This is a genomic window from Leisingera sp. XS_AS12 (assembly GCF_041224635.1).
In the GTDB taxonomy this organism is placed as follows: Bacteria; Pseudomonadota; Alphaproteobacteria; order Rhodobacterales; family Rhodobacteraceae; genus Leisingera.
On sequence record NZ_JBGFGM010000065.1, the window covers coordinates 37,779 to 61,976 of the forward strand.

Consider the following 24,198-nt stretch of genomic DNA (forward strand, 5'->3'; position numbering starts at 1 on the left):
TTGCGATCATGGTGATACAGCCAGACTAAAATTATTGCAGTGCAAGTTGAATGCTCTTTGGCTATGGTTCCGCCTGTTCCGACCCTGGTGGCAGGGGAGGAGCAGACTGCGGGGCTGCATCCCGCCCAGATTGCGAAGGTAGACAGATGGACGGATCCAACAAAGGCGAAAAGAAGAGCAAGAACGATCAGCCCGCGCAGCTGGGCGCCGCGATCCGCCATCGCCGCAAGGCCCTGGGCAAGACGCTGGTGGAGGTTGCGCGAGAGGCGGACCTGACCACGGGGTTCATCTCGCAGGTGGAGCGCGGCATCAGCTCACCCTCGCTGTCGTCGCTGATGACCATCGCCGCGGCGCTGCAGACCAGCATCGAGCAACTTTTGAGCGTGCCTGAAGAATTTTCCGAATATATTCCGAGCGATAAGCGCCAGACCTATTCGCTGGGAACGCGCGGGCGGCGGTATGAGAAGCTGGGGCCGGGCTTTGCCGGGGCGCTGTTCTACCCGTCGATCATTCACCGTCCGGCAGGCCATGTGTCGGAGAAGATGTGCCACAAGGGGGAGGTGTTCTGTTACCTTTTGTCCGGTCGGCTGGAATATCATCTGGATGGAGAAGTGCACATCATGTCAGCCGGGGACACGATCCATCACGACACGTCGAAGCCGCATTATTCCAAGGTTCTGGGCGATGAGGGATCGGTGGAAATGTGGGTCAGCACGCGGCCTGTGAAAGGCGGCAAGCTGGACTGACGGGGTGGGGTGCAGGGCTGCGGCGCTGCCTTGGATTTTAACGCCACTAAAAAAAGTTTTAGTAATTGTGAGATCTGGATGTATGCTGTCTCCACAGGATCGAGAATCGCTTTGGGAGGAGCGCATCCATGAGACAATCTCTGCTGGCGGTCACGGCCGTCCTATCCGCAGCCCTGGCCGGACCGGCGGCTGCGCAGGAGCGCGGCGGCATTTTGAATTTTGCCCGCTATGACGGATCCAACCTGATCGACCCGATCTATGCAGACCGCAATCCCGACATCTGGATGGTCGGCAGCCTGTTCGACACGCTGCTGCGGCAAAGCCCCGATGGCAGTTCGGTCGTGGCCGGCCTTGCGGAGGCGCACAGCGTGTCGCCGGACGGCATGACCGTGTCGCTGACGCTGCGCGAGGGGGTCGCGTTTTCCGATGGCACGGCGATCACCGGGGAGGACGTCGTGTTCTCGCTTGATCGGGCGCGCAATCCTGACCTCAGCCCCTGGGCGGGTCTGCTGGGATCGATCGACAAGGTCACGGCCGAGGGGCGCGAGATCACGCTGCACATGAAGGCGCCGGATCCGACGATTCTGCAGATGTTGGCCACCTTTACCACCGGCATCGTGTCCAAGGCGGCCTTCGAGGCGGCCGAAGGGGCCACCGACCAGGAGAAATCCGCCGCGATCTTTGCCGCCGGCGGGCCCGGCGCGGGGTCGGGGCCGTTTTACCTCTGTGGTTTCGAGCAGGGCACCTCGATGGAGTTCTGCGCCAACAAGCATTACTGGCGCAAAGGCGCGGACGGCAAACCGCTGCCCTATCTGGACGGCGTGCATTTCGAAATCATCCCGGATGATGCGACGCGGATCCTGAAATTGCAGGCGGGTGAAGTGGACGTGGCCGAGTTCATCCCGTTCTCGCGGGTGCCGGAGCTGCAGGCCGACCCGACCATCAAGATGAACCTCTACCCGTCGACGCGGATCATCTATTCGCCGATCAACACGCGCGAGACCCGCGCCGATGGCTCTCCCAATCCGCTGGCCGATCCACGGGTGCGGCAGGCGCTGAATTATGCCACCAACAAGGAGGCGCTGATCGGGCTGGTGCTGCAGGGCGCGGGGAAGCCGATGACCTCGCCCCTGATGGCGGCGGCGACCCACCTGGCGGCCGATCTGGACCCGCTTTACGGCTATGACATGGAAAAGGCGCAGGCGCTGATCGCCGAGGCCGGCATCGCGCCGGGCACCGAGGTGACCTTCACCACGCTGGCCGGATCGGCGGATGACAGCACCATCTTTGCCGCCCTGCAGCAGATGTGGGCGCCCCTGGGCATCAGGCTGAAGGTGGAGCAGGTCGACGGCGCGACGCGCGGGGCCAAGAACCGCTCGGGCGATTTCGACATCCACACCTATGGCTGGGTCAACGACGTGAACGACCCCAGCCAGGTGACCGGCTGGCTGGGCTATACACCGACGGCGAACGCGGTGGGCACCGGCTGGGAGAACGCCAAGTTCAACGATCTGTTCGAGGCCTCGGCCACCGAGATGGACGTGGAGACGCGCGCGGCGCAATACGCCGAGATGCAGAAGATCTACGCCGAGGAAGCGCCGCTGCTGTTCATGTATGAGACGCCCTTTGCGGTGGCCGTGTCCTCGGCTGTCGAGGGCTATGTGCAGACGCCGCTCGGCAACAACGTCTTTGAAGAGGCAACCGTCAGCCGCTGATGCGGGCCTGAGGGGTGCCTGGCGCTGCCGGCCGGTCCGGCGGCGCCGATTGCGACGGAGACTGCAATGGACAGAGTCCAATACATACTGAAACGCCTGCTGCTGATGATCCCGACCTTCCTCCTGGTGATGGTCATCATCTTTGTGCTGGTGCGCCTGCTGCCGGGTGATCCCGCCATCGCCATCGCCGGCGACCGGGCGTCGGATGCCGACCTGGCGGCGATCCGGGCGCGGCTGGGCCTGAATGAGCCGATGATCGTGCAGTTCTGGCTGTTTCTGACCAATACGCTGCGGGGCGATCTGGGTCAGTCGATCCTGATGCGCGCGCCGGTCACCGAGGTGATCGCCAAGCGGCTGCCGGTGACCGGGTTCCTGACCGTTTACGCGGTCGCCTTGTCGCTGCTGATCGCCGGGCCGTTGGCCTTTGTCGCGGCGCTGAACCGCGGGCGCTGGCCGGACACCGTGATCCGCACCGTGTTTCAGGTCGGCCTGTCGATGCCGGTGTTCTATATCGGTTTGATCCTGCTGACCTTTCTGGCCGCGCAGCTGCGCTGGTTTCCGGTCGGCGGTTATGGCGGCAGTCTCGTCGAGAAGCTCTATCACCTGTTCCTGCCCGCGGTGGCGGTGGCGCTTTACACCTCGGCGATCATCATGCGGAACCTGCGGTCCGCGATCATCGAGGTGCTGGACGCGGAATATGTCCAGTTCGCCCGCGCCAAGGGCTTGCCGGATCGGCTGATCCTGGGCCGCCATGTGCTGCGCAACGCGATGATCTCCACCGTGACGCTGCTGGGACTGTCGATCGGCAACCTGATGAGCGGCACGCTGGTGACGGAAACCGTGTTTGCCGTGCCCGGGGTGGGGCGGTTGATGCTGGAGGCGATTTTCGCCCGTGACTACCCGCTGATCCAGGGGCTGACGCTGACCTTCGCGGTGCTGGTGTCGGTGGTGTTCCTGCTGACCGACCTGTTCCAAAGCACGCTGGACCCGAGGATGCGCCTGACATGACCGAGACATCTCCCCTATCCGCCGCGGCGGCGCCGCCGCAGAAGAGCCGTTTGCAGATCGCCCTGCGCAAGCCGGGTTTCGTGATCGGCATGGTGATCATTGGCCTGTCGACCCTGCTGGCGGTCGCGCCGGGGCTGTTTGCGCCTTATGATCCGAATTTCATCGACTATACCGCGGTGCGCCAGCCGCCGAGCTGGGCGCATCCCTTCGGCACCGACATGCTGGGACGCGACAGCCTGAGCCGGGTGATCTCCGCCTATTCGGTGAACATGCAGATGGCGGTGCTGGCGACGGTGTTTGCGCTGGTGATCGGCGTCGTGGTCGGCGCGCTGGTGGGCTATTACCGGGGCCTTGCCGACATGATCTTTGGCCGCATCGTGGATGCGATCATCACCTTCCCGTTCCTGGTGCTGGTGATCGCGGTGGTGGCGGTGCTGGGGCCGGGGCTGGTCAACATGTATATCGCCATCACCCTGGTCAGCTGGGTCTATTACGCCCGGCTGATGCGGGCCGAGGTGATTGCCCAGATGGGCAATGACTATGCCGCCTCGGGCGTGGTGATGGGTTATTCTGACCGGCGCATCATCTTCCGCCACCTGCTGCCCAACGCGATCACGCCGGTTGTGGTCTACTGGATGACCGACATGGCGCTGGCGATCCTCTTGGGCTCGTCGCTGGGCTACCTGGGGCTGGGGGCGCAGCCGCCGCAGGCGGAATGGGGCGTGCTGATCGCCGAGGGGCGCAATTTCATCACCACCGCCTGGTGGCTGAGCCTGATGCCCGGCATTGCCATCGTGCTGACGGGGCTGGGATTTTCACTGATTGGCGACGGTCTGGCGGACCTGTTGCGGCCGCGCGGCTGAGGAGGCGACGACGACTGAGAGCCAACCCATTCTGGAGGTCAGCAATCTGTGCACCACCTTCCGGCGCGGCGACCGGGTGCTGCCGGCGGTGCGCGATGTCAGCTTCAGCCTCGGCAAGGGCGAGGTGCTGGGGCTGGTCGGCGAAAGCGGTTCGGGCAAGAGCGTGACGCTGCGCTCGATCCTGGGGCTGTCGCGGCGCTATGGCGAGGTCAGCGGCGCGGTGCGCTGGATGGGGCAGGACATTGCCGCCCTGCCGGAGCGGCGGCTGCGCCGCATCCGCGGCCGCGAGATCGCGATGATCTTTCAGGAGCCGATGACCTCGCTCAACCCGCTGCTGACGGTGGGGATGCAGCTGACCGAGACGCTGAAGGCGCATACCGATCTGGGCCGCAGGGCGCGGCGGGACCGCGCCATCGAGATGCTGGACCATGTCGGCATCCCGGCTGCGGGGTCGCGGTTGCAGGACTATCCGCACCAGTTCTCCGGCGGCATGCGCCAGCGGGTGATGATCGCCATCGCGCTGGCGGCCAGTCCGAAACTGCTGCTGGCGGATGAGCCGACGACGGCGCTGGACGTGACCATCCAGGCGCAGATCCTCGATCTGATCCTGTCGCTGGCGGATGAGCTGGAGATGGGGGTGATCCTGGTGACCCATGATCTCGGCGTGGTGGCGCAGACCTGCCAGACCGTCGCGGTGATGTACGCCGGGCGGATCGTCGAGACGGGGCCGGTGCGGCAGGTGCTGCGCAGCCCGCGCCATCCCTACACCGGGGGGCTGATGCGTTCGGTGCCGCAGGACGTGCCGCCGCGCACGCAGCTCTATTCGGTGCCGGGCACGCCGCCGAGCCTCGATGCGCTGCCGCCGGGCTGCGCCTTTGCGGCGCGCTGCGCGAACCGGACGGCGGCCTGTCTGGACGCGCGCCCGGCGCTGGCGCCGGTCGGCGGGCAACGCAGCCTTGCCTGTTTCAACCCGGCCCGTGCCGAACAGGGAGACGCCGCATGAGCGAGACAGTGATGGAAATCCGCGACCTGGGGCTGGAGTTTCAGCTGGGTCGCACGCTGGCGGATGTGATCCAGCGGCGCCCGGGCCGGGTGGTGAACGCGCTGAACGGTGTCAGCCTCGCGCTGAAGAAGGGCGAGACCCTGGGCGTCGTGGGCGAGTCCGGCTGCGGCAAGTCCACGCTGGCGCGCTGCATCGTGCGCCTCTACACGCCGCAGCGCGGCCGCATCACCTATCACGGGCAGGACATCTTTGCCGAGGGCGCGCGCGCGGATCGCAGCTACAACCGGCGGGTCCAGATGATGTTCCAGGATCCCTATTCCTCGCTGAACCCGCGGATGACGACGGGCCAGATCCTGAGCGAGGCGCTGCGGGTGCACCAGATGCGCCCCGAGGGCGAAATCGATGCCCGTGTGGCGGAGCTGTTGGAGCTGGTGCGGCTGCCGCAGGACGCGGCGGGCAAGCTGCCGCATGAGTTCTCCGGCGGCCAGCGCCAGCGCATCGCCATTGCCCGCGCCCTGGCGGTGGAGCCGGAGGTGCTGATCGCGGATGAGCTGGTGTCGGCGCTGGATGTGTCGGTGCAGGCGCAGGTGGTGAACCTGCTGCTGGAGCTGCAGGAGCGGCTGAACCTGACCATCCTGTTCGTCGCCCATGACCTGCGGCTGGTGCGGCATGTGTCGAACCGGGTGGCGGTGATCTACCTCGGCCGGATCGTCGAGATCGGCGACAGCGAGACCCTGTTTGCCCGCCCCGCGCATCCCTATTCGCAGGCGCTGCTGAGTGCCGCGCCCTCGCTGGATCCGGATGACAAGGGCTGCGCCATCCGGCTGCAGGGAGAGCTGCCTTCACCGATGGATGTGCCGCCCGGCTGCCCGTTCCATGTGCGCTGCCCCCATGCCAGCGAAATCTGCAAACAGCAGGAGCCCCGGCTGACCGCCCATGAGGGCCGCGGCGAGGTTGCCTGCCACCATGTCAAAGAGATCAATACCCATGCCTGATACCTTTTTTACCGGAACCGCCGACCGGATCGCGGGCTTGCGCGCCGAGCTGGAGGCCCGTGCGCTGGATGCGTTCATCCTGCCGCGCTTTGATGCCCACCAGGGCGAATACGTCGCCCCGCATGACCGGCGGCTGGCCTATGTGACCGGCTTCACCGGCTCTGCCGGGATGGCGGTGGTCACGCGGGAAACCGTCGCGGTTTTCGTCGACGGGCGCTACAGCGTGCAGCTGGGCAATGAATGCGCCGGGCCGTTGTTTTCGCACCACCACCTGTTTGACGAGCCGCCGGAGGACTGGCTGCGGCGCAAGGCTGCCGCGGGCTGGCGCGTGGGCTATGACGCGATGCATCTGCCGCCCGCCTGGCACGACCGTTTCGCGGCGGCCTGCGCGGCGGCCGGGGCCACGATGGCGGCGCAAAGCCCCAACCCGGTCGATGCCATCTGGCTGGACCAGCCCGCGCCGCCGATGGGGGCGATCTCGCCCTTTCCGCAGCAGTTCGCGGGCCGCAGCAGTGCCGAGAAATGCGCCGATCTGATGGCCTACCTAGAGGCGCGCGGCGCCGATTTCCTGGCCGAGGCGCAGCCCGACAACATCGCCTGGTTCCTGAACGTGCGCGGCGCGGATGTGGACTTCAACCCGATGCCGCAGTCGTTTCTGCTGGCCGGGCGCGATGGCGGGGTGAGCTGGTTTGTCGAGGCGGGCAAGCTGGAGGCGGGGCTGCGCGAGAGCCTGCCCGACACCGTGCAGATCTGCCCGCCGGGCGATGTTCTGGAGACGATGCGGAACCTTGTCAGCCCCGGCCAGCGGGTGCTGATCGATCCGGATTTCTCGCCGGTGGCCTTTCGCCAGGCGTTCGAGGCGGCGGGCGCGCAGGTGCTTCCCGAGCCCGGCATCCTGACCCTGACCAAGGCGGTCAAGAACCCGGTGGAACTGGAAGGTCTGCGCAGCTGCCACGTTGCCGATGGGGTTGCCTGGACCGAGTTCAGCGCCTGGCTGGCCGAGACCGTGCCGGCACGGGCCGCGGCGGGCAACCCGGTCAGCGAACGCGAGGCGGAGGAGAAGATCCTGGAACTGCGCCGGGCGCAGCCGGGGTTCCTGAGCGAGAGTTTCAATTCGATCTCGGCGGCGGGCGGCAATGCCGCGATGTGCCACTATGCCACCACGCCCGAGCGCAACGCGCCGGTGCTGCCGCAGAACCCCTATCTTCTGGACAGCGGCGGCCAGTACGAGACCGGCACCACCGATGCGACCCGCAGCTTTGCCTTCGGAGTGCGCCCCGAGGGCTATGACCGCGCCTATACGGCGGTGTTCAAGGCGTTTCATGCGCTGGCGACGCTGCGCTTTCCCAGGGGCACGCAGGGGCATCACATCGATGCCATCTGTCGTCGGCCGCTGTGGGATCTGGGGCTGGATTACGACCATGGCACCGGTCACGGGATCGGCCACCGGCTGTCGGTGCATGAGCATCCGCAGCGGATCGGCAAACCCCATAACCCGGTGGATCTGAAGCCCGGCATGGTGCTGTCGATCGAGCCGGGCTACTACGAGGCCGAGCGCTTTGGCATCCGCATCGAGAACCTGTTCGAGATCGTCGAGGAGGCGGATGGCTTCATGGCGTTCCGCAACATGACCTATGCGCCGATCCAGACGGACATGCTGATCCGCGAAGCGCTGAGCAGCGCCGAGCGTGACTGGCTGAACGGCTATCATGCAGAGCTGCAGGATTTGCTGGCCCCCCGGCTGAGCGAACCGGCGCGCCGCTGGCTGGCCCAGGCCGCCTCTGCGATCTGACACCGGCAGGGGTTTTCGCTGAAACAGACCAGCTGCGGCGCCGAAGCGGGTGCCGCGGCCGCGGTGTTCTGCGTTTTATCCATTTTATGCCGCTAATTTCAGCGTTGAGGCGTGCGCCGCCGGTCAGTTTGGCACAGATTGCCCTTTCTGCATAAAACTTGTCGACAAAAAGAATGCAGCGAGTCTACAGTGCCGCAACGTGCTGTGGTCTGCGGGCCAGAAGCGCGGTCTTACAGAGGAGGTACTATGTCCACATTTTTGAAATCTGCTGCCCAAGCAGCGGCTTGCGTCGCTTCGCTTGCGCTGGCTGCCGGTGCAGCCGCCGCGCAGGACGTAACCTGGCGCGTGCCTACATCGGTGCCGGAAGGCTCGCCCTATTTCGTGAACTTCCTTGAGCGTTTTGCCGATAACGTTGAGCTGATGACCGATGGGTCCGTCGAGGTGCAGCCCTTTGGCGCGGGCATTCTTGTGCCCGCCCTGCATGTCTATGACGGCGTGCGCGACGGGATTGTCGAGGCGGGTCACTCCACCCCCAGTTATCTGGTCAACCAAAACCCGATGAACGCGATCTTCTCGGGCTTTCCGGGCGGCATGGGGCCGGAGGCCTTTGCGACCTGGATCTATGAAGGCGGCGGCGGGGAGCTGCTGAGCGAGATGCGCGCCGAGGAAGGTTTCAAGTCGCTGGTCGTCGGCATCGGTTCATCTGAAGTGATGGCCCACGCCAATAAGCCGATCACCACCGCAGCGGATCTGAAGGGCCTGAAATACCGCACCTCGGGTCCCTGGGCCGAGGTGATGCGCGACTATTTCGACGCGGTGCCGACCGTGGTGCCGCCGGGCGAGATCTATACCCTGCTGGAGCGCAAGGGCGTGGACGCCATCGAATGGGGCCCGCCGTCGGGCAACCTGCCCGAGGGCTTCCACGAAGCGGCACCTTATATCATCACGCCGGGCGTGCACCAGCCGACCTTCCTGTGGGAAGTGGTGCTGAAGCAGGAGACCTGGGACGCGCTGGACACAGGCCTGCAGGCCAAGGTCGAAGCCGCGGCCGAGCTGACCACGCTGCAGTCGCTGATGCATTTCTATGACAACGACATGAAGGCGATGGAGACCTTCCGCGGCAGCAAGGCGGAGGTGATCACGCTGGATCCTGCCTTTGCTGACGAACTGTCCGCCGCGGGCGTTGACTGGATCAAGAAGACAGCAGCCGCGCAGGCCGAGGCCGGCAAGCCGCGCATGGGCGAAATCCTTGATGGCTACCTGGCCTACAAGGACCGCTGGGCGGCCGAGAGCGGCTATCTGATCCGCAACGGCAACTGAACCGGCTGGAGGCGGTTATGAAAAGGGTATTTCTGGCGGCGGCAGACACGATTTCTGCCGGACTGGGGTTCGTTGCAAAGGCGATGGTCCTGATCCTGATCGCCTCCATGCTGTATGAAGTGGTGGCGCGCTACGCGCTTGGCGCGCCCACCCTTTGGGCCTTTGACATTGCCTATATGGCAACCGGCGTGCTGTTTGTCCTGGGTGCGGCGCAGGCGCTGCGGGAAGATGCGCATGTGCGTATCGACTTTCTGTCGTCGCGGTTGCCGATGCGGCTGCGCGGGCTGATTGACGGGCTGCTTTACCTCCTGGTGCTGTGTCCAGTCTTTGGCAAGCTGGCCTGGGTGGCCGGCCACCGGGCCTGGCGCGCCTTTCAGACCGGCGAGGTCGAGGCGGTCAGCCCCTGGGCGCCGCTAATGTGGCCGTTTTATTCGGCCATCATGATCGGCCTCGCGGCGCTGGCGTTGCAGTTGGCGGCCGAGGGCATCCGGGCGCTGGCTTCGCCGCGCCAAGACGACACTTTCAAACTCGAGAACTGATATGCTGATTGCCGGACTCATGTTTCCCGCGCTGTTCGGATTGATCCTGATTGGATTGCCGATTGCGTTTTCGCTGACCATCGTTTCGGTGGGGGCGGGGCTTGCCGCCTTCGGTCCTGCGGCCTTCAACCAGCTCTACGGCTCGTTCTATTCAGCCTCGACCAACTTCATTCTCTCGGCGATCCCGATGTTCATCCTGATGGGTGCGCTTTTGGAGCGGTCCGGCATCGCCGAGCGGCTGTTTCGGGTGATGAACATGTGGCTGGGCCGCCTGCCGGGCGGGTTGGCGCTGGCGACCATCGCCATGGGCGCGGTCTTTGCCGCCGCGGCCGGCGTGGTGGGGGCTGTCGAGGTGATGATCGGCATGATGGCGATCCCGGCGATGCAGCGGATGCGCTACAGCAACACGTTGATTGCCGGCACGATTTGCGCCGGCGGCTCGCTGGGCACGATGATTCCGCCCTCGGTGATTGCGGTGATGTATGCGTCGCTGGCGCAGATGTCGGTGGGCAAGCTGCTGGCGGGCATGATGCTGCCCGGTCTGATCATGGTGACGCTGTTCCTGGGCTATATCGCCGTTCACGGAATGCTGAACCCGCCCGAGCCTGCCGAGGATCAGGATGTGGTGGCGGATCTGCCGCTGGGCGAAAAGCTGTGGGCGACTGCGACCACGTTGCTGCCGGTCTGCGCGCTGATCTTTGCGGTTCTCGGCTCGATCCTGGCGGGCGTTGCCTCGCCCACTGAGGCGGCGGCGGTCGGGGCAGGGGGCGCGCTGTTGTTGTGTATCCTGAACCGGCGTTTCTCGGTCCCGGTGCTGTCGGAATCGCTGGCGATCACCGTACGGATTTCCGCGATGATCCTGCTGATCGTGGCGGCGGGCACCATGTTCATGGGCGTCTTTGCCGCTAATGGCGGCGCGCGGCTGATCCGCGACGTGATCGAGGGCGCGGGCCTTGGGCCGACCGGCATGATGGTGTTCTTCCTGCTTGTGGTGTTTGTGCTGGGCTTCGTGCTGGACTGGACCGCCAACGTGCTGATCTGCGTGCCGCTGTTCTCGCCCTTTATCCGCTCTGCCGGGATTGATCCGGTGTGGTTCGCGACGCTGGTGATCGTGGTGATCCAGACCGGTTATCTGACGCCGCCGATGGCCTCTTCGATCTTCTACCTGAAGTCGATTGCGCCGCCGGACATGACCTATGGTGAGATGTGCCGCGGGGTGCTGCCCTTCATCGGACTGCAGGTGGTGACGCTGCTGTTGATCATCTTCTTCCCGCAGCTGGCGACCTGGCTGCCGGAGGTGATCGTCAACTAGGCGCAGCACAGCTTTTGAAATGCGCCGCGGCCCCCCGTGAGGGAGGTCGCGGCGCACGTGTTTTCAGACGGGGCGGTGCCTAAAGCTCGATGTCCTGGCGTTGGTCTCGCGAGATCATGCTTTGGATCTGTTCGACGATCTGGTCAGCATGGGTCTTGGCCAGCGCGTCCGACGCGCTGACGTCGCGCGCTTCGATGGCGGCGATGATGTCCTCATGCTCCTGCACGTAGCGGTAGGGCAGCTTGTTGTTGAACGACGAGTAGTAATAGAGCCGCATCAGGCGGCGCCCTTCGTCCAGAAGGCGCTGGAACAGACCTTCGAAATAGACGTTGTGACCGGCCGCTGCGATGGCGGCGTGAAAGTCGCGGTTGGTGGCAATCATCGCCATGGCGTCCTGCGCCTGGACCGCGGTGGCGAAGTGTTCCTGATGGCGTCGGATCTCGGCCAGATCAGCCTCCGTGTGGTACTGGGCCGCCAGCCGGGTGGTGACGCGGTACATCAGGGTCATCGCGTCGAAGTAGGTGTAGAGATTGACGAAATCGATATTGGCAACCACGGTTGAGCGGTTCGGCAGCGTTTTGACCAGACCTTCGCCCGCCAGCCGCACCAAAGCCTCTCGGATCGGGGTGCGCGACATGGAAAAGCGCTCGGCGAGTTGGGCTTCGTCGATCAGCGCGCCGGGCTCCAGCGTCAGATCGAGGATCTCTTCGCGCAAGATACCGTAAACATGTTGCACGCCAGAACCGCGTTTCCGCTCCGGCTTTGGGGTAGATTTTGTCTGGGTCATTGCAAACTCTTTCGTCGCCAAGCTGGATACTTGGGATAGGGGCTGCATTCAACTGTCGACAGGTCAGCCGCGGGGCGGAAACACGGCGGTTTTCTTGACGGTGCTGTAGACAAAGCTGGTGTCGATCGAGGCAATGCCGCCGATCGGGTGGATGCGGTTGCGGATGAAATCCTCATAGGCCGCGAGGTCGGGCACCAGCACCCGCAGCTGGTAGTCCATGGCACCGGTCATGATGTGGCATTCCAGCACCTCGTCGATGGTGCGGATGCGGCGCTCGAAGTTCTGCACGTCGGATTCATTGTGCCGTTCCAGACGGATGCGCACGAAGACAGTGATCGGCAGACCATAGGCGGCGGCGTCGACATCGGCGCTGTAGCCGCGGATCACGCCCCGCGATTCCAGGTTGCGCACCCGGCGCAGGCAGGGCGAAGGCGACAGGTTCACCGTCTCGGCCAGCTCCTGGTTGGTGATCCGCCCGTCGCGCTGCAGGGCGCGCACGATCTGCCTGTCCTTGCTATCCATGCGACCCTCTGCGCTCCAAATTGGCATAATCTGCCAATATTTAGACTAGACTTGGCATAATTTGCAATCTTTCGCCCGGCCGAGGGGCGCAGACTATCCCAAAATGAGTTTGAGGAGATTGCCATGACCCGCCAGCCCGGCTTTGCCACCCGCGCCATCCACCACGCCTATGATCCGCAGGACAACGGTGGGTCGCTGACCCCGCCGCTGCACCTGACCTCGACCTTCACCTTCGAGACCGCCGAGGCTGGCGGCGAGATGTTCGCAGGCGAGCGCGCGGGCCATATCTACAGCCGGATTTCCAACCCGACCTGCGATCTTCTGGAGCAGCGCATCGCGACGCTGGAAGGGGCCGAGGCCGGTCTTGCGCTGTCGAGCGGCATGGGCGCGATCACCGCCGTGTTGTGGACGCTGCTGTCACCGGGCGACGAGGTGATCGTGGACAAGACGCTTTATGGCTGCACCTTTGCCTTCATGCGGCACGGGCTGGCGAAATGGGGCGTGACCATCACCCATGTGGACATGACCGACCCGGAGAACCTGCGCGCGGCGGTGTCGGAGAAGACCAGGGTGGTCTATTTCGAGACCCCGGCGAACCCCAACATGCGGCTGGTGGATATTGCTGCGGTGTCCGAGATCGCGCATTCGGTGGGGGCGCAGGTGGTGGCGGACAACACCTATGCGACGCCGTATCTGACCCGCCCGATCGAGCTGGGCGCGGACATTGTGGTGCATTCGGCGACCAAATACCTGGGTGGCCACGGTGATGTGGTCGCCGGTCTGGTGGCAGGCACCGCCGAGCAGGTGGCCGAGATCCGGCTGGTTGGCATGAAGGACATGACCGGTGCGGTGATGGCGCCCTTCAACGCGATGCTGATCCTGCGCGGGCTGAAGACGCTGGCGCTGCGGATGGACCGGCATTGTGCCTCGGCGATGGATGTGGCCCGCTACCTTGAGGCGCATCCGGCGGTGGGTGCGGTGCATTTCCCGGGACTGGAGAGCTTCCCGCAGCATGATCTGGCGGGCCGTCAGATGGCGCAGCCGGGGGCGATGATCGCGTTCGAGATCGACGGCGGCATGGAGGCGGGCATCCGCTTCATGAATGCGCTGAAGCTGATCCAGCGGGCGGTGTCGCTGGGCGATGCGGAGACGCTGATCCAGCATCCGGCCTCGATGACCCATTCCACCTACACCCCGGAAGAGCGCGCCGAACATGGCATCAGCGACGGTCTGATCCGCCTGTCGGTGGGGCTGGAAGAGGTTGCCGACATCATCAGTGACCTGGACATGGCACTGCCGCAAGCGGCCCGCGACGCGGCCTGATCCTGACCTATCTGTGTGCGGCGGGCCAAACATCGGCCCGCTGCCTGCTAACTGACGCCCAAGCCGGAGCCCGCCATGACCGCTGATCCTACCCATCTGAAAACCGTTGAACAGCGGCTGCTGTGGCTGTCGCATTGGATGATCCACCACGCCAACCACATCCGCCCCAAGGCGGACAGCATCAAGGTGGGCGGGCATCAGGCCTCCTCGGCCTCGATGGTGTCGATCATGACGGCGCTGTATTTCTCGGCGCTGCGGCCGGAAGACCGGGTGGCGGTGAAGCCGCACGCCAGCCCGATCTTCCACGCGATGCAGTATCTGATGGGCAACCAGACCCGTGAGAAGATGGAGAACTTCCGCGGCTATGGCGGGGTACAGAGCTATCCCAGCCGGACCAAGGATATTGACGATGTGGATTTCTCCACCGGCTCGGTCGGGCTGGGGGTGGCGGTGACGTCTTTTGCCTCGATCATTCAGGATTACATTGCGGCCAAGAGCTGGGGCAGCGATGCGCCGATGGGGCGCATGGTGGCGCTGGTGGGCGACGCCGAGCTGGACGAGGGCAATATCTACGAGGCCCTGCAGGAGGGTTGGAAGAACGATCTGCGCAATTGCTGGTGGATCATCGACTACAACCGTCAGTCGCTGGACGGGATCGTGCGCGAGGGGCTGTTTCAGCGCATCGAGCAGATCTTTGATGCCTTTGGCTGGGACGTGGTGCGGGTGAAATACGGCGTGTTGCAGCGTGCCGCGTTTGAGGAACCCGGCGGCGAACGCCTGCGGGACTGGATCGATGCCTGTCCCAATCAGGAATATTCGGCGCTGACCTTCATGGGCGGGGCGGTCTGGCGCAAGCGGCTGCTGGATGATCTGGGCGATCAGGGTGATGTCACCGCGCTGATCGAGCGGCGCAACGATGCGGAGCTGGCGGCGCTGATGGAGAACCTCGGCGGCAACTGCGTCGAGACCATGGCCGAAACGTTTGATGCCATCGACCACGATCGCCCGGTGTGTTTCCTCGCCTATACGATCAAGGGTTGGGGTACGCCGATTGCGGGCCACAAGGACAACCACGGCGGGTTGATGAACAGCACCCAGTTTGCCGCGTGGCAAAAGCTGATGGGCGTCGCCGAGGGCGAGGAGTGGGAGCCGCTGGCGGGCGTCGAAGACCCGGCGGCGTTGCGGGATTTCCTGTCTCAGGTGCCGTTCTTTGCCAAGGGGCCGCGGCGCTATCAGGACAGCCGACTGGCGGTGCCGCAGATCCGGCTGGAGGGCGGGCGCGAGATCTCGACCCAGATGGCGTTCGGCAAGATCCTAGATGATCTGTCCAAGGGCGACAGTGCCTTGGCGGAGCGCATCGTGACCACCTCGCCCGATGTGACCGGGACCACCAACCTTGGCCCCTGGGTGAACCGGCGCAAGCTGTTTGCGCGGGCGGCGCAGGCGGATGCCTTTATCGAGCATCGCATCCCGTCGACCGCGAAATGGGAGTTCACGCCGGAGGGCCAGCATATCGAGCTGGGCATCGCCGAGATGAACCTGATGCTGCTGTTGGCGGCGGCGGGCCTGTCGCACAGTCTGTTTGGCAAACGGCTGATCCCGATCGGCACGGTCTATGATCCCTTTGTGGCGCGGGGGTTGGATGCGCTGAACTACGCTTGCTACCAGGACGCGCGCTTCATGCTGGTGGGCACGCCCTCGGGCGTGACGCTGGCGCCCGAAGGCGGCGCGCATCAGTCGATCGGCACACCGCTGATCGGGATGAGCCAGGACGGGCTGGCGGCGTTTGAGCCGGCCTATGCCGACGAGCTGGCGATCATCATGGAGTGGGCGTTTGACTATCTCCAGCGCGATGGCGAGGGCGACCCGGACGAGCGCACCTGGCTGCGCGACGAGACCGGCGGCTCGGTCTATCTGCGGCTGACCACCAATGCGCTGGAGCAGCCGGGGGAGCGGTCTGATCCTGACTTCCGCCAGGGGGTGATCGACGGGGCCTATTGGCTGCGCAAGCCGGGGCCGAACTGTGAGGTGGTGATTGCCTATCAGGGTGCAGTCGCGCCCGAGGCGGTCAAGGCCGCGGGCATGATCGGCGAGGGGCGGCGTGACATCGGCGTGCTGGCGGTGACCAGCGCCGACCGGCTGAACGCGGGCTGGTGCGCGGCGCAGCGGGCGCGCTCGCGCGGGAATGCGCAGGCCCGCTCCCACGCGGAGCGGCTGATGGGCGATCTGCCACGGCACTGCAAGGTCATCACCGTGATCGACGGCCACCCGGCGACGCTGTCGTGGCTCGGCTCGGTTGCCGGTCATCAGACGATCCCGCTGGGGGTTGAGCATTTCGGCCAGACCGGCAGCATTGGCGATCTCTACCGCCATCACGGCATTGATGCCGCCGCCATCGTGGAGAAGGTGAACGGGCTGACCGCCGGGCGCGACGTGCTGCGCAACGCGCTGGGGGGGCTGGCCGAGGGTTAACCCGCCGCCAGTTCCTGCATCAGCGTCGCCATCAGCCGGGATGCGGGCATCGGGCGCGCCAGCGGTGCGCCTTGGCCCGCCCAATGCGCGCCATAGCCGGGTTCACCCGCTGCCGCGGCGGCAGCGTTCAGCGCCTTGCCTGCGTCGTAGGTGATTGGGTAGTCCGGCACCTCGGCGTCGGGCACCTCCGCGCCCCATGCGGTGAACCGGTTCGACAGGCAGCGGGCCGGGCGGCCCGAGATCGCCCGTGTCATCACGGTATTCTGTGCCGCCTCGGATGCCAGCGCCTGCCGGTAGGCGGCATTGGCGCTGGTTTCGTCACAGGCGATGAAGGCGGTGCCGAGCTGTGCCGCCACCGCGCCGAGATCCAGTGCGGCGCGGATGCCTGCCCCGTCCATGATGCCGCCTGCGGCGATCACCGGCAGCTCCAGCGCCTGCACCAGCAGCCGCGTGAGCGCAAAGGTGCCAAGCTGCGCGTCGGGGGCGTTTTCATCAAAACAGCCGCGGTGGCCGCCGGCCTCCCAGCCCTGGGCGACGATGGCGTCAATACCCGCAGCGGCGCAGGCGCGGGCCTCGGCCAGCGAGGTGGCGCTGGCCAGCAGCAGGATGCCGCGTTGTTTCAGCGCCGCGATGCGGGTGGCACCGGGCAGGCCAAAGTGGAAGCTGACCACCGCGGGGCGCTCCTCGAGAAGCATGTCGAGCATGGCGTCATCCGCGAGGAACGAGGTGTAGATCTCGGTCAGCTTTGCAGGAGGGGTGGCATCAAAGCGCGCGAACTCGGGGGTGAGCCGGTCCAGCCAGCGCGCTTGGCGGGTGATGTCGGCGCGCGCCGGGCGGTGACAGAAGACATTGGCGTTGATGGCGTGGTCGGTCAGCGCCCGCGTCTGGCGCAGCATCTGGCGTGCGCCGTCCGCCCCCGAGGCCCCCAGACCCAGCGAGCCGAGCCCGCCTGCGTTCGATACCGCGGCGGCGAGTTCGGGGGTGGAGACACCGGCCATCGGCGCCTGGATGATCGGGCTGCGCAGGTTCAGCCTGTCGAGAAGATTTCTGGCTGTGGTCATCGCGCGCCTCCCTGGTCGTGGCCGAGCCTAGGGGGGCGATCGCGGCAGAGCAAGATGCGCGCGCCCTGGTGCAGCCATCCAGTCACGTCACCGGCTGCGCACAGCAGGCATGTCAGCACAGGGCCTGGCGGAGAAACGCGGCGCGCGACCTGTTGGGGTTGGTGTGACACGCTGGTGCCGGGGGGTGATCCTGAAGGCCGCGAGGCGCTGCCTTGCCGATGATGTCACGGCCCATCTCCCTCCACTTCCGCTGGCGGCCGGTGGGGGTGTCGATGGGGCAATTCCCTCAGTCGTGATTGCGGCATGGCGTCGAAACCTGGCCGCGACGGTTGAACCTCCCTAGGGGCCGACATTATGTGGGCAGATAGACAAAAGGAGCATTGATGGCATGAGCGGCGGGCAGGAGAAGATTTGCGTGGTTGGGCTCGGCTACGTCGGCTTGCCACTGGCAGCCGCTTTTGGCGAATACCGGGAGGTGGTCGGTTTTGACATCAATCCCGCACGCGTTCGCGAACTGGGCGAGGGGCACGACCGCACCCGTGAGCTGGACCGGCAGGACCTGGTGGCCGCAAAGCACCTGCGGTTCACCTCTGACCCGGCCGAGATCGCGGATTGCACGATTTACATCGTGACGGTGCCAACGCCTGTTGATGCCAGCCATCGCCCTGATCTGAACCCCTTGTTGAGCGCCTCTGAGGTTGTCGGTGACGTGCTCAAGCGGGGCGATCTGGTGATCTATGAATCCACGGTCTATCCCGGCGCGACCGAGGAAGACTGCGTGCCTGTTCTGGAGGCGCGCTCCGGGCTGAGGTTCAACGAAGATTTCTTTGCAGGCTACAGCCCCGAGCGGATCAACCCCGGCGACAAGACGCGTCGGCTTCAGAACATTGTGAAGGTGACCTCGGGTTCCACGCCTGAGGTGGCGGAGCGGGTTGACGCGCTGTACCAGGAGATCGTCACGGTCGGGACCCACAAGGCGCCCAGCATTCGGGTGGCCGAAGCCGCCAAGGTCATCGAGAACAGCCAGCGTGACATCAACATCGCCCTGGTGAACGAGTTGGCCAAGATCTTCAATCGCATGGGGATCGACACCCAGGCGGTGTTGGAGGCCGCGGGGACCAAATGGAACTTCCTGCCGTTCCGCCCGGGGCTGGTTGGCGGGCACTGTATCGGCGTGGATCCGTATTACCTGACCCACAAGGCCGAGCAACTGGGCTACCATCCTGAAATCCTGCTGGCCGGTCGGCGTCTCAACGACGGCATGGGAGACTACGTGGCCTCGGAGATGGTCAAGGCGATGCTGCGCCGTGGCTTGCCCGTTGCGGGCGCGCGGGTGCTTGTGATGGGCCTGACCTTCAAGGAAAACTGCCCGGATTTGCGCAACACACGGGTGATCGATGTGGTGCGGGGGCTGGAGGAATACGGTGTCTGCGTCGACGTTCACGACCCCCATGCGGACCCGGCGGAGGCTGAAGCCGAATTCGGCATTTCACTGGTCGCGTCCCCGGAGCAGCAGCGCTATTCCGGCGTGGTGCTGGCCGTTGCCCATTCCGATTTCCGGGAGATGGGCGCGGCTGCGATCCGGGGCCTCGGTCTTGAGGATGCCGTGGTTTATGACCTGAAATACCTGCTCGAACCGCATGAAGCCGATCTGCGGTTGTGAACGCCGTAGCGAGAGCCTAGCGGCGGGTCCGGGGCAGTTTCGCGCTCGGCCAATAGGCGCCACTGTCCTGACGCAAGGTGTCATAGGCCTCCATGCGCCGACGGGCGTCGGGGCCGCCCGCGTCGATCAGATGCGTCAGCAGGCACTCCAGGACTGTCATGGCCCCGCCGATCGCACCGAAGGCGTGGAGAGAGTTGGAGGCAACCGCCAGCGTATGGTCGGCCTTTATGCCGGGGGCGATGACTTCGCTGTCGGCAATCAGGATGACCCTGGCCCCGCGTTCGTTCGCCAGTCGCAGCGCCTGAATGGTGCCGGCCGAATAGGGCGCAAAGGTCATGGCGAGCAGGCAATCCTGCGAGGAGATGTCCAGCAAGTCGTCCAATGCGGCGCCCATGTGACGGGGCACAAGCTCCAGCGTTGGCAAGGCCATGCGGCCGACGTAGTGGAAGTAATACGCCAGAGCATATGAGGACCGCGTGGCTGTGACATAGCAGCGGCGCGCCTGCTGCAAGGTTGTCGTAATTGCCTCCGTGCGGTCCGCCGACATCAGGCGCAGGGAGCGGGAGACGATGTTGATCTGATTGCGCGCGGCTTTTGCCTGCAGCTGTCCGGTTGGCCCCTCGGCGGCCATGTTGTCCAGCCAGTCGAGGCCAAGCCCGGCATCCTGCCCGGTGGTCAGCGCGGCCCGAAACGGGGCCCGGAAACTGTCGAAGCTGTCGTACCCGAGGTGCTGGGCCAGGCGGACGAAACTGTTGGCGCTGATGCCGGTCTTCTGCGCCGAGACTCGAATGGTGTCGAGGCCAAAGTCCCCCGGGTGGTCCACGACATATTTGGCCGCCGCCTTCAGCCGGGGCGGAAGCTGCTCCATCTCGTCTTTCAGATGCTGGAGCAATCGGGCGATCTTCTGAGGGGCAAGGTGTGGATCCATGTCGCTATCAGAACATTCGTTAGGGAAATGGCAATCCCAAAACGAATGTTTTCGCTCCGCCGGGAGGTCCGACGCGCAACGGGCCAGCCGCAAAAAGACCGTCCCTGCGGCGCAGGGACGGTCGGATCAGGCACATGTCAGGCGAATGCCGGAGCGTGTCAGGCGGAAACGACTTTCAGATCTGCAAGTTGCTCCGGTTCGATGCTGCCATCGTCGCATACGGTGATGATCTCGCCGTGCGACAGAGTGGTCAGACCTTTGCAGGCAACGAGCATCAATATGTCCTTCTCGCGCGCCACGATGGCCATATGGCTCAGCCAGCCGCCAACCTCGCTCAGCACGGCCCCGGAACGCTGGACCCACGGCAGCCAAGCAGGGTTGATCATGCGACAGACGAGGATATCGCCGTCGGTGAACCCCTCGAAGGCGCTCGGATCGACGGTGCTTTCATCCTCGACCCAGAATACGCGGGCGGTCACCTTGCCGTTGCCCGCAACACATGTCCCGCCCAGATCCCCGGAGGTGGCGTGGGGTGTTGCGCCCAAGGACAGCATTTCGCAATCGCGCAGGGTCAGCGAAACCGAGGTCGGGGCGGATTTCTTGCGGAGCTCTTCGGTCTCGGCGCGCGTCTTTGCCACGGCCTGCAAGGCTGCACCGTCGCTCCAGTTGCCGTCGAGGATCTCGTCGAACGTCAGGTGGAACACCAAATCGCCCAGTCCGCTGGTCGCACCGAGGGCCAGCAAGGCCCGACGCAGTTCCGCCAGCACGCGGAGCGCCTCGTGTTTCGCGTGTTCCTTGAGATCCTGGTAGGCGATGGCCAGACCAACGACGTCCTCCAGTTCCGCGGGCAGATTGGCGGGGGGCGGCACAGCGCCAATCGGCGCGACGCTTGTCACCAGCAAAGACTGCAACAATGCGGGCGCTTCGCTATAGCGGGGGGCGCTGAGCTCATAATCGAAGATCGATCTGTGCCCCATCAGCTGCAGCGCGCGGGCCTCGCCGTGCTCGCCGGTGCAGGAGGCCAGCAGGCTGGAGGGCGCATTGGGCAGTTCCGCGTGCATCAGGTGGGCCCGCAGGGCAGGATCCCCCGCGGTCGCCGCACTGGCCTCACCCATGGTGAAACCTGCGAGAATGTTGATCTTCTCCGCCTCGAGGTAGATGTCCTGAACGAACATGCGGCGCAGATCGGCGATGCATTCGATCAGTTTCGATTGCGGCAGTGCGGCGTAATCCAGCGCCTGCCAGATCGCGAGGTCATCTGTCAGCTGCGGCAGCACGTCGTTGCGGAAGCGCGCGATCATCGGGCGTGCCTTCTTGCGCAGCTGCTTGGCTTTTGCAGCCGTCAGTTTCAGCGTCATCTCCTGTTTCAGCGACACGTCCACGAAGGTCTTGCCAAACAGGTTGACCAAATGCCCGTCGCGTCCCTCAGGCAGCCCATAGGGGACGCCCAGCTCGCGGCAGGCCATATCAACGCTGCCTCCGGGTGCCCAAAGGGCGCTCATCAGAGAGAAGGACAGGGGCGTGGGGCGGGGCAGAACCTCTGACATTTCATCCTGTTCGAGGATGACCTGGTCCGGCTCCGCCGTCGCGTAGCGCTCGAGAATGTCGCGCCATTCCTCCAAACGCAGTCTTTCTTGCTCGCTTCCCAGCGACAGGGTGGTGATGTCGCGGCTTTGCACGATCTGGAACTGGCCGTTTGCATAGGCCCACTCCACATCCTGCGGGGCGCCGAAAATCTCCTCGATCTGCTTGCCCAGCTGCAGCAGCGGCGTCACGTCCAACGCTTGATGCTGATCGGGGCTCGCGGGCAGGCCCGTATAGCGGCCAAATCGCAGGGAGACCGGCGTTACCCGCCCCGAGACCAGATCCTCACCGCAGCCTTTGACCCATTCGATCATGGACATCCCGGGGGCCATCGGATCCTGCGTGAACAGCACACCGGCGTATTCGGCCTGCACCATCTCCTGAACGACGATGTTGCCCTGGCTGGTGCTGTCGGTTTCGGCGGCGTAGCTTGCCGCGCGGTCGGAGGCAAAACTGTCAACGACAGTGTCCAGAGCCGCGCGCATGGTCCCGGCCGTCACGTCCAGAACGGAGTCGAACACCCCCGCAAAGCTTTGGTCGGCGCCGTCTTCGTTGCTGGCAGAGGAGCGCACAGCGACCGGTTTGCCGCCCGCCAGTTGGAAAACCTGTGTGGCAAAGGCATCTTTTTGCGCATCCGTCATGGCGCGGTAGTCCTGGATCGCATCCGTGCGCAGGATAACACCGCCGGGCACCGGCAGGCCCGCGTTTTTCAGCACCGACAGGCGCAGCGCCTTGTTGCCGGCCTCGGACAGTTCCTCGGTATAGCCCATCGGGATCACGCCGCGCGGCAGCCTGGACAGCTTGCGCTGATGGGCGCGCAGGGCGAGCGCCTCGCCGATCCTGCGGTGCATGCCGGTGACATAGGCGCGCTGGACCAGCAGCAGCGTCAGGCTGAAGCAGAGATAGACATTGGCGGCACCGGACAGGCCAAAGACCATGGCGAACAGCGCGGGCACCCCCAGCAGCATCCACAGTTGTTTCTGGCGCCGGGTCTTGGCCACCGCCCAGAGCAGGTAGACGGCGGCCAGGGCGCAGAACAGCGCGGGCATGACAAACAGCGGGTCGGGCGCGCCCAGGTCAGGCATCCACAGGAACGAGGTTTGCAGGCTGGCGCTGGCCTGTTGTGCCGCGGATACGCCCAGCATCATCACCGGAAGGAACAGCAATGCGGTCAGGTTCCGCATCGGTGTCAGTCCTTTTTCGGCATAAAAGGCCTGCACCGCCCGGGCCTTGCGGACGGGATCATCGGCCAGGCGCGCCTTCAGGTCCTTCAGCTCATCCGCGGTTTCAGCCGTGATGATCTGATCGCGTTCGGATTTCAGCGCGACCGGCAGCACCAGAAGCCGGGTGACGACCGATAGTGCCAGCAGGCCAAGGAGGATATGGCTGCGCTCATGCACCCAGAGCAGTGCTGCGGACAGCGCGGAGATCGCCCGGTCCCAAAGGCCGGTCTGCTGTTCGGCCAGCCAGTCCTGAACGTGCGGCTTGGGCGCGGGCGGGATGAAATACTCCCAGGGCAGCGTGTAGCGGCCGCGGAAATCGATACCTTGTTGCGACAGTTCCAGCCCGAGCACCTGGCTCATGAAGCAGCTGCGGCGGTCATAGCAGGCCGCGATCGTCGGCTTGTCGGGATCCAGCGCCGCGATCTGCTGCATCAGGTCGCTGGTCGTCATCTTGCGGATCGGGATGTTGATGGCGCCGGGCAGATGTCCCGAGGCGAAATCACCGGGATAGCGCGTGTCGACGATCTGCAAATCTTCGGTTTCGAGCAGGGCTTTGAAGTCATCCGTGCTCAGCAGGACGTCCTTGCCCGGGTATTCGGGGATTGCCCGGAGGTCGGACAGGGATTTGACGTCCTTGTCGGAGAAATCGCGACCTTCGACGATCCATTTCTCGATGCCGCCTTTGATGAAGCTGCAGTCGATGCCCATTTCCGCCAGCTTGGTACAGGTTTCGGAGCTGCGGTTGCCGTTGTGGCAGAACAGAACGACCTTCTGGCCGGGCTGCACCGGACGGGATTGCAGGAAATCGGGGAACCGGATGTGGGTGGCGCCCGGCAGGGTGCCCATGGCGTTTTCGCCCGTCTCGCGGATGTCGAAGAACAGCGTGGAGCCGTCCTCGAGGGCGGCGGCGGCATCAGCGGTGCTGATGCCCAGCGGATGGTCCGCCTGTTTGGAGTAGCTGGTTTCCTTGAGGCTGGCGTCCTTGATGGCGGTGCCGTCAAACTGGGCAGGCCGGGTCAATGTTGCCTGCAAGCGGGCCAGCTCTGCCTTTTGATGTGATGAATATTGCCAGTAATTGCCGATTGCCAACGCCACGGCGGCCAGAGACAAGCCGGCAATCAGCTTGACCGGGTGGCGTGCAGGAGTTCCGCCCTTCCTGGGGGTAAAACCCAGTTTCGTTGCAATGACCGCTCCCAGGCCCGAGATCATGGCAATTCCCACTGCAAAGACTTGCGAGAGGGAGGAAACGGAGCCGATCACCAGCTCGGGTGACGGGATAGCGAAGGCTGCAACCGGCATGACCCAGAAAAGAGACACAAGAACAAGGAGCTGGCCTGTGAGT

The 24,198-nt window shown here is 64.9% G+C and carries 18 protein-coding genes; 13 read left to right on the forward strand and 5 right to left on the reverse strand.

Going from position 1 to position 24,198, the window contains the following annotated elements; translation table 11 throughout:
- Positions 1-146: 146 nt before the first annotated feature.
- From AB9K35_RS03435 to AB9K35_RS03480, 10 genes are all read left to right on the forward strand, one after another.
- The gene (locus AB9K35_RS03435) at positions 147-746 is read left to right on the forward strand and encodes a helix-turn-helix domain-containing protein (RefSeq protein WP_369924504.1); all 600 of its coding nucleotides are present in this window, start codon (positions 147-149) and stop codon (positions 744-746) included.
- Positions 747-874: 128 nt separating this feature from the next.
- The gene (locus AB9K35_RS03440; RefSeq protein WP_369924506.1) at positions 875-2,461 is read left to right on the forward strand and encodes an ABC transporter substrate-binding protein; all 1,587 of its coding nucleotides are present in this window, start codon (positions 875-877) and stop codon (positions 2,459-2,461) included.
- Positions 2,462-2,527: 66 nt separating this feature from the next.
- On the forward strand, positions 2,528-3,469 hold the full coding sequence (locus AB9K35_RS03445; RefSeq protein ID WP_369924507.1) for an ABC transporter permease: 942 nt from the start codon (positions 2,528-2,530) through the stop codon (positions 3,467-3,469).
- Positions 3,466-4,332 carry an ABC transporter permease gene (locus tag AB9K35_RS03450; protein WP_369924509.1) on the forward strand — a complete coding sequence of 289 codons (867 nt, stop codon included), beginning with the start codon at positions 3,466-3,468 and terminating at the stop codon, positions 4,330-4,332. The genes AB9K35_RS03445 and AB9K35_RS03450 overlap by 4 nt, the downstream gene beginning before the upstream one ends.
- Complete coding sequence (locus AB9K35_RS03455; protein ID WP_369924510.1) at positions 4,292-5,335, forward strand: ABC transporter ATP-binding protein; 1,044 nt, start codon at positions 4,292-4,294, stop codon at positions 5,333-5,335. Before AB9K35_RS03450 ends, AB9K35_RS03455 begins: the two co-directional genes overlap by 41 nt.
- Positions 5,332-6,330, forward strand: a complete 999-nt coding sequence (locus tag AB9K35_RS03460; RefSeq protein ID WP_369924512.1) for an ABC transporter ATP-binding protein — start codon at positions 5,332-5,334, stop codon at positions 6,328-6,330. The genes AB9K35_RS03455 and AB9K35_RS03460 overlap by 4 nt, the downstream gene beginning before the upstream one ends.
- On the forward strand, positions 6,323-8,122 hold the full coding sequence (locus AB9K35_RS03465) for an aminopeptidase P family protein (RefSeq protein ID WP_369924514.1): 1,800 nt from the start codon (positions 6,323-6,325) through the stop codon (positions 8,120-8,122). The genes AB9K35_RS03460 and AB9K35_RS03465 overlap by 8 nt, the downstream gene beginning before the upstream one ends.
- 246 nt (positions 8,123-8,368) lie before the next feature.
- Positions 8,369-9,442, forward strand: a complete 1,074-nt coding sequence (gene dctP, locus AB9K35_RS03470; RefSeq protein ID WP_369924516.1) for a TRAP transporter substrate-binding protein DctP — start codon at positions 8,369-8,371, stop codon at positions 9,440-9,442.
- Positions 9,443-9,459: 17 nt separating this feature from the next.
- Positions 9,460-9,981: a TRAP transporter small permease subunit gene (locus tag AB9K35_RS03475; protein ID WP_369924518.1), complete on the forward strand. Its 522-nt coding sequence runs from the start codon at positions 9,460-9,462 to the stop codon at positions 9,979-9,981.
- 1 nt (position 9,982) lies between these two features.
- Positions 9,983-11,293, forward strand: coding sequence for a TRAP transporter large permease subunit (locus AB9K35_RS03480; RefSeq protein ID WP_369924519.1), 1,311 nt, complete (start codon positions 9,983-9,985; stop codon positions 11,291-11,293).
- Between the two features lie 79 nt (positions 11,294-11,372).
- Here AB9K35_RS03480 and AB9K35_RS03485 read toward each other — a convergent pair whose 3' ends face one another.
- Both AB9K35_RS03485 and AB9K35_RS03490 read right to left on the reverse strand, forming a co-directional pair.
- Complete coding sequence (locus tag AB9K35_RS03485; RefSeq protein WP_369924520.1) at positions 11,373-12,080, reverse strand: GntR family transcriptional regulator; 708 nt, start codon at positions 12,078-12,080, stop codon at positions 11,373-11,375.
- A gap of 63 nt (positions 12,081-12,143) precedes the next feature.
- Positions 12,144-12,602, reverse strand: coding sequence for an Lrp/AsnC family transcriptional regulator (locus AB9K35_RS03490; protein ID WP_222455951.1), 459 nt, complete (start codon positions 12,600-12,602; stop codon positions 12,144-12,146).
- A gap of 123 nt (positions 12,603-12,725) precedes the next feature.
- Here AB9K35_RS03490 and AB9K35_RS03495 point away from each other — a divergent pair, with 123 nt between their 5' ends.
- A complete protein-coding gene (locus AB9K35_RS03495; RefSeq protein ID WP_222455952.1) occupies positions 12,726-13,925 on the forward strand; it encodes a methionine gamma-lyase in 1,200 nt (399 codons plus the stop codon).
- A 75-nt stretch (positions 13,926-14,000) separates the two neighbouring features.
- A complete protein-coding gene (locus AB9K35_RS03500; protein WP_369924522.1) occupies positions 14,001-16,397 on the forward strand; it encodes a 1-deoxy-D-xylulose-5-phosphate synthase N-terminal domain-containing protein in 2,397 nt (798 codons plus the stop codon).
- Here the strand turns inward: AB9K35_RS03500 and AB9K35_RS03505 are convergent.
- The gene (locus AB9K35_RS03505) at positions 16,394-17,458 is read right to left on the reverse strand and encodes an NAD(P)H-dependent flavin oxidoreductase (protein ID WP_369924523.1); all 1,065 of its coding nucleotides are present in this window, start codon (positions 17,456-17,458) and stop codon (positions 16,394-16,396) included. The two genes, AB9K35_RS03500 and AB9K35_RS03505, sit on opposite strands and share 4 nt — an antisense overlap.
- Before the next feature lie 388 nt (positions 17,459-17,846).
- Here AB9K35_RS03505 and tviB point away from each other — a divergent pair, with 388 nt between their 5' ends.
- Positions 17,847-19,121, forward strand: coding sequence for a Vi polysaccharide biosynthesis UDP-N-acetylglucosamine C-6 dehydrogenase TviB (gene tviB / locus AB9K35_RS03510; protein ID WP_369924525.1), 1,275 nt, complete (start codon positions 17,847-17,849; stop codon positions 19,119-19,121).
- A gap of 16 nt (positions 19,122-19,137) precedes the next feature.
- Here the strand turns inward: tviB and AB9K35_RS03515 are convergent, their stop codons facing one another.
- Complete coding sequence (locus AB9K35_RS03515; protein WP_369924526.1) at positions 19,138-20,049, reverse strand: MurR/RpiR family transcriptional regulator; 912 nt, start codon at positions 20,047-20,049, stop codon at positions 19,138-19,140.
- 158 nt (positions 20,050-20,207) lie between these two features.
- Complete coding sequence (locus AB9K35_RS03520; RefSeq protein ID WP_369924537.1) at positions 20,208-24,155, reverse strand: PEP/pyruvate-binding domain-containing protein; 3,948 nt, start codon at positions 24,153-24,155, stop codon at positions 20,208-20,210.
- Positions 24,156-24,198 lie beyond the last annotated feature (43 nt).

What these genes read in the sequence shown, in the direction of transcription:
- AB9K35_RS03435 (WP_369924504.1), top strand. Translation starts at nt 147, where the DNA reads ATGGACGGATCCAACAAAGGCGAAAAGAAGAGCAAGAACGATCAGCCC.
- AB9K35_RS03440 (WP_369924506.1), top strand. Translation starts at nt 875, where the DNA reads ATGAGACAATCTCTGCTGGCGGTCACGGCCGTCCTATCCGCAGCCCTG.
- AB9K35_RS03445 (WP_369924507.1), top strand. Translation starts at nt 2,528, where the DNA reads ATGGACAGAGTCCAATACATACTGAAACGCCTGCTGCTGATGATCCCG.
- AB9K35_RS03450 (WP_369924509.1), top strand. Translation starts at nt 3,466, where the DNA reads ATGACCGAGACATCTCCCCTATCCGCCGCGGCGGCGCCGCCGCAGAAG.
- AB9K35_RS03460 (WP_369924512.1), top strand. Translation starts at nt 5,332, where the DNA reads ATGAGCGAGACAGTGATGGAAATCCGCGACCTGGGGCTGGAGTTTCAG.
- AB9K35_RS03465 (WP_369924514.1), top strand. Translation starts at nt 6,323, where the DNA reads ATGCCTGATACCTTTTTTACCGGAACCGCCGACCGGATCGCGGGCTTG.
- dctP (WP_369924516.1), top strand. Translation starts at nt 8,369, where the DNA reads ATGTCCACATTTTTGAAATCTGCTGCCCAAGCAGCGGCTTGCGTCGCT.
- AB9K35_RS03475 (WP_369924518.1), top strand. Translation starts at nt 9,460, where the DNA reads ATGAAAAGGGTATTTCTGGCGGCGGCAGACACGATTTCTGCCGGACTG.
- AB9K35_RS03480 (WP_369924519.1), top strand. Translation starts at nt 9,983, where the DNA reads ATGCTGATTGCCGGACTCATGTTTCCCGCGCTGTTCGGATTGATCCTG.
- AB9K35_RS03485 (WP_369924520.1), bottom strand. Translation starts at nt 12,080, where the DNA reads ATGACCCAGACAAAATCTACCCCAAAGCCGGAGCGGAAACGCGGTTCT.
- AB9K35_RS03490 (WP_222455951.1), bottom strand. Translation starts at nt 12,602, where the DNA reads ATGGATAGCAAGGACAGGCAGATCGTGCGCGCCCTGCAGCGCGACGGG.
- AB9K35_RS03495 (WP_222455952.1), top strand. Translation starts at nt 12,726, where the DNA reads ATGACCCGCCAGCCCGGCTTTGCCACCCGCGCCATCCACCACGCCTAT.
- AB9K35_RS03500 (WP_369924522.1), top strand. Translation starts at nt 14,001, where the DNA reads ATGACCGCTGATCCTACCCATCTGAAAACCGTTGAACAGCGGCTGCTG.
- AB9K35_RS03505 (WP_369924523.1), bottom strand. Translation starts at nt 17,458, where the DNA reads ATGACCACAGCCAGAAATCTTCTCGACAGGCTGAACCTGCGCAGCCCG.
- tviB (WP_369924525.1), top strand. Translation starts at nt 17,847, where the DNA reads ATGAGCGGCGGGCAGGAGAAGATTTGCGTGGTTGGGCTCGGCTACGTC.
- AB9K35_RS03515 (WP_369924526.1), bottom strand. Translation starts at nt 20,049, where the DNA reads ATGGATCCACACCTTGCCCCTCAGAAGATCGCCCGATTGCTCCAGCAT.
- AB9K35_RS03520 (WP_369924537.1), bottom strand. Translation starts at nt 24,155, where the DNA reads ATGCCGGTTGCAGCCTTCGCTATCCCGTCACCCGAGCTGGTGATCGGC.